The sequence below is a fragment of the Sphingomonas sp. genome (genome assembly GCF_039595165.1).
GTDB lineage: Bacteria > Pseudomonadota > Alphaproteobacteria > Sphingomonadales > Sphingomonadaceae > Sphingomonas.
Map to the genome: position 1 here is coordinate 1 of NZ_JBCNMA010000188.1, position 4,558 is coordinate 4,558.

The 4,558-nt window shown below is 68.3% G+C and carries 5 protein-coding genes; 3 read left to right on the forward strand and 2 right to left on the reverse strand.

The window, feature by feature from the left end; all coding sequences use genetic code 11:
* The first annotated feature begins 76 nt into the window (after positions 1-76).
* Positions 77-340, forward strand: a complete 264-nt coding sequence (locus tag ABDV68_RS18410; protein WP_343521550.1) for a GlsB/YeaQ/YmgE family stress response membrane protein — start codon at positions 77-79, stop codon at positions 338-340.
* A gap of 85 nt (positions 341-425) precedes the next feature.
* On the opposite strand, the gene ABDV68_RS18415 is transcribed toward ABDV68_RS18410, so the two are convergent.
* Together ABDV68_RS18415 and ABDV68_RS18420 are read right to left on the reverse strand one after the other, a co-directional pair.
* A complete protein-coding gene (locus tag ABDV68_RS18415; protein WP_343521551.1) occupies positions 426-1,136 on the reverse strand; it encodes an SIMPL domain-containing protein in 711 nt (236 codons plus the stop codon).
* A gap of 90 nt (positions 1,137-1,226) precedes the next feature.
* On the reverse strand, positions 1,227-1,487 hold the full coding sequence (locus ABDV68_RS18420; RefSeq protein WP_343521552.1) for a GlsB/YeaQ/YmgE family stress response membrane protein: 261 nt from the start codon (positions 1,485-1,487) through the stop codon (positions 1,227-1,229).
* A 243-nt stretch (positions 1,488-1,730) separates the two neighbouring features.
* Here ABDV68_RS18420 and ABDV68_RS18425 point away from each other — a divergent pair, with 243 nt between their 5' ends.
* Together ABDV68_RS18425 and ABDV68_RS18430 are read left to right on the forward strand one after the other, a co-directional pair.
* Complete coding sequence (locus ABDV68_RS18425) at positions 1,731-2,942, forward strand: efflux RND transporter periplasmic adaptor subunit (RefSeq protein ID WP_343521553.1); 1,212 nt, start codon at positions 1,731-1,733, stop codon at positions 2,940-2,942.
* A 21-nt stretch (positions 2,943-2,963) separates the two neighbouring features.
* Positions 2,964-4,558 (forward strand): efflux RND transporter permease subunit (locus tag ABDV68_RS18430; RefSeq protein ID WP_343521554.1); only part of this gene is annotated, 1,595 nt, incomplete at its 3' end.

The following is a 4,558-nucleotide window of genomic DNA, read 5'->3' on the forward strand; positions in this document are numbered from 1 at the left end:
GAACCATTTTGGCGGTTTGCGAGTCTTTCCCTGCACAAGGCCTGCCCGACAGGCGGGTGCGAGGATGGAGGAAGCAATGGACCTCGTCGGAATTATCGTGTGGCTCGTGATCGGCGGCGTCGTCGGCTGGCTCGCCAGCCTGGTGATGCGCACCGATGCGCAGCAGGGCATCCTGCTCAACATCGTCGTCGGCATCGTCGGCGCGTTCATCGGCGGGCTGATCTTCAGCGGCGGATCGATCAACCAGGGGCTGTCGGTGTACAGCTTCGTGGTGTCGCTGCTCGGCGCGATCGTCCTGCTGGCGATCGTCAACCTGGTGCGCCGCGGCTCGGTGCGCTGATCTGCTGAGCGCGGTGCCTTCGGTGCAGCCACGCTGAACCGAAAAACAAAGGAAGGGCCGCCCCGGGAAGGGCGGCCCTTTTGGTTCACTTGAGCAGGAAGCGCACGCGGATCGTCACGCCGACGCGCTGCTCGCCGGGGACGACCTGAGTCGAATCCTTGGCTTCCATCCGCGCCATCATCACCGGCACCGGCCCGGGGCCGCCGCCGTCATTGCCCTCGCTCAACGATACCAGCCGCTCGACGCGCATGCCCAGCGCCCTGGCATAGAGCTCGGCGCGGGCGCGGGCGCGCTTGACCGCATCGGTGCGCGCCTCGTCCTGCGCCGCTTCCATCTGGTCGATCGACAGGTTCGGGCCGTCGATCTGGTTGGCGCCCTCCTTGACCAGCGCGTCGAGGATATTGCCGCTCCTGGCGATGTCGCGGAACTTGATCGAGACGCTGTTCGACGCCTGATAGCCGGTGATCACCGGCGGCTGGTTCTCGGCATAACGATATTGCGGGTTGAGCGAGATCGTCGCGGTCTGCACGTCGCGCTCCGCGACTCCGGCCGCCTTGAGCGCGGCGAGCACGCGCGTCATCTGCCGGGCGTTGCCCGACAGCGCCGCGGCGGCGGTCGGCGCCTGCGTCACCACGCCGGCGCGGATCGTCGCGATGTCGGGGACTCGCGTCGCCTCGCCTTCGGCGACGACGTCGAGCAGCGTGCCGTCCGCGGGAAGCGCGGGCGCGGCGACCTGCGCGGCGGCCGCCATCGGAAGGGCGGCGGCAACCGCCGCGAGCGTCAGCAATCGAACCATTCAAAGGGGCCTTTCGTCTGTTGTCCCGCCGCATCTAGCGGCGGCGGGACAACGCTGGCTGAACAGCCCCGTAGCTGCGACGAACCGTATTCAGCTCGCCCGGCGGGCGATCACCAGACGATACAGCGCGAGCAGCACCACGGCGCCGATCGTGGCGGCGATGTAGCTGGTGAAGGTGCCGGCGAGGTTGATGCCGAGGGCCGGGGCGATGAAACCGGCGAGCAACGCGCCCGCGATACCGATCAGGATGGTGACGATGATGCCGCCCGGATCCTTGCCGGGCATGATCAGCTTGCCAAGAGCGCCTGCGACGAGGCCGATGAGGATCCAACCAAGAATACCGGTGGGCATGCTTTCCTCCTGTTCTACGGTTCCCGCCAGGGGGACCGCGCGGGAACTTGCCCGAGGATGCGGGCGCTGCAAACCCCGATTCGATGGTGCGGCGCGGCACGTGTCCCCTTGCGGAACAAGACGAAAACAGGCAGGGGCGGCGCGGGAAAAGAACGGCTCTTGAGGCCGGTGATATATTCATATAACACAGCGTGACGGGGATGGCCCGCAACGGTCGCATGACCGACGTGGAAAGAGTCGCGCATGAATTACGAGGCAGGGATGTTGGGCAGGGACGACAAGCTGGCGCTGACCGGCGAGGGGGAAGGCCGCTCGAGGCGGCGCTGGTGGATCGTCGGCGTGGCCGTCGCGGTCGTGGTCGCCGCGCTCGCCGCGGCGTGGTTCGCCTTCGCCTCGGGCAGCGGCGAGGGCGACAAGGCCGGCGCCGCCAAGGGCGCGCAGGGTCCAGGGGGCAATCGCCAGCTTCCGGTGGTGACCGTCGCGGTGCCCGGCCGCCAGTCGATCGACCGCGTGATCACCGGCACCGGCTCGCTCGCCGCGCGGCGCGAGATGCCGGTCGGCGTCGCCGGCGAGGGCGGCGAGGTCACGCGCGTGCTCGTCGAGCCGGGCGACTGGGTCAATGCCGGCCAGGTGCTGGCGACCGTCGACCGCTCGGTCCAGGCGCAGACCGCGCAGTCGCAGGCGGCCAACGTCCGCGTCGCGCAGGCCGATCTCAAGATCGCGCAGTCCGAGCTCGACCGCGCCCAGCAGCTGCTCGGCCGGGGCTTCGTGTCCAAGGCCGATATCGACCGCAAGACCGCTACCCGCGACGCCGCGGCGGCGCGCGTCCGCGTCGCGCAGGCGCAGCATTCCGAGATCAACGCGCGCAACCGCCGCCTCGACATCCGTTCGCCCGCGGCCGGCCTGGTGCTGACCCGCGCGGTCGAGCCCGGCCAGATCGTGAGCTCGGGCTCGGGCACCTTGTTTCGCGTCGCGCAGGGCGGCCAGTTCGAGATGCGCGCGCAGCTGAGCGAGGCGGACCTCCAGCGCATCCCGGTCGGCGCGCGCGCCGAGGTCACCCCGACGGGCACGACCGAGACCTTCACCGGCCAGGTGTGGCAGGTCTCGCCGGTGATCGACCCGCAGACGCGCCAGGGCATTGCGCGCATCGCGCTGTCCTACAACAAGGCGCTGCGGCCGGGCGGCTTCGCCAGTGCGCGGCTCCACACCGGGGGCCAGGTCGCGCCGTTGCTGCCCCAGTCCGCGATCCAGAGCGACAACAAGGGCAACTTCGTCTATATCCTCAACGCCAGGGACGAGGCGGAGCGCCGTCCGATCACCACCGGCGACGTGTCCGATGCGGGCGTGGCGATCACCAGCGGCCTCAACGGCACCGAGCGCGTGGTGATCACCGCGGGCGCCTTCCTCAATCCGGGGCAGAAGGTGCGGCCCAACCTGATCAAGCTGCAGCGGTGACGCGGACTTAAGGACAGAGTCATGGGCTTTCGCAACATCTCGGCCTGGTCGATCCGGAACCCGGTTCCGCCGATCGTCCTGTTCATCGCGCTGACGATCGCGGGCTTCGTCAGCTTCGCGCGGATGGACGTCAACAACGATCCCGACATCGACTTCCCGATCGCGATCGTGACGATCAGCCAGCCGGGCGCGGCGCCGACCGAGCTCGAGACGCAGATCACCCAGCGCGTCGAATCCGCGGTGCGCGCGCTGCAGGGCATCGACCAGATCGAATCGAACGTGACCGAGGGCAACTCGACCACGATCATCCAGCTCGACATCGGCACCCCGATCGACCGCGCGGTCAACGACGTGCGCGAGGCGATCAACCAGATCCGCGGCGACTTGCCCGACGGCATCCTCGAGCCGCAGGTGTTCCGCGCCAACACCACCGACAACGACATCGCCAGCTTCACCGCGATCGCCACCGACATGACGATGGAGGAGCTCAGCTGGTACGTCGACAACGCGGTGTCGAAGGAGCTGCTGTCGGTCTCGGGCCTGACTGCGGTCGAACGCGTCGGCGGCGTGAGCCGGGAGATCCGCGTGGTCCTCGATCCGGCCAAGGTCCAGTCCTACGGCCTGACCGCCAGCCAGGTGAACCAGCAGCTGCGCCAGGTGAACCTGAACGCAGCGGGCGGCCGCGCCGAGATCTCGGGCACCGAGCAGTCCGTGCGCGTGCTCGGCAACGCCGCCAACGCCTATGCGCTCGGCCAGACCCAGATCGCGATCGGCGGCGGCCGCACCGTGCGCCTCTCCGACATCGCCGAGGTCAAGGATCTCTATGCCGAGCTGCGCAGTTCGGCCGAGTGGAACGGTCAGCAGGTGCTCGCCTTCGACATCAAGCGCGGCAAGGGCGCGTCGGACGTCGCGGTGTTCCACGCGGCGGAGAAGAAGCTCGAGGAGATGCAGAAGCGCAACCCCAAGGTGCGCTTCGAGGTGCTGTTCAACAACACCGAATATGCCGAGGCGCAATATCATTCGGCGATCGAGGCGCTGCTCGAGGGTGCGGCGCTCGCGGTGGTCGTGGTGTTCCTGTTCCTGCGCGACTGGCGCGCCACGCTGATCTCGGCGCTGGCGATCCCGCTCTCGGCGATCCCGACCTTCTTCTTCATGGAGCTGCTCGGGTTCAACCTGAACCAGATGACCCTGCTCGCGCTCAGCCTGGTGGCGGGCGTGCTGGTCGACGACGCGATCGTGGAGATCGAGAACATCGTCCGCCACATGCGCATGGGCAAGACCGCCTACCAGGCCGCGATCGACGCGGCGGACGAGATCGGCGTCGCGGTGGTCGCGACCACCATGTCGATCGTCGCGGTGTTCCTGCCGGTGGGCATGATGCCCGGCATCTCGGGCCAGTTCTTCAAGAATTTCGGCCTCACGGTGGTCGCGGCGGTGCTGATGAGCCTGGCCGTCGCGCGCCTGCTGACGCCGATGATCGCCGCCTATTTCCTCAAGGCGAAGGGCCACGCCACCCATGGCGAAGGGTGGATGATGGACCAGTATATGAAGATCCTGAACTGGACGCTGCGCCATCGCTGGTCGGCGATCGTCGGCGGCATCGTGTCGCTCGCGCT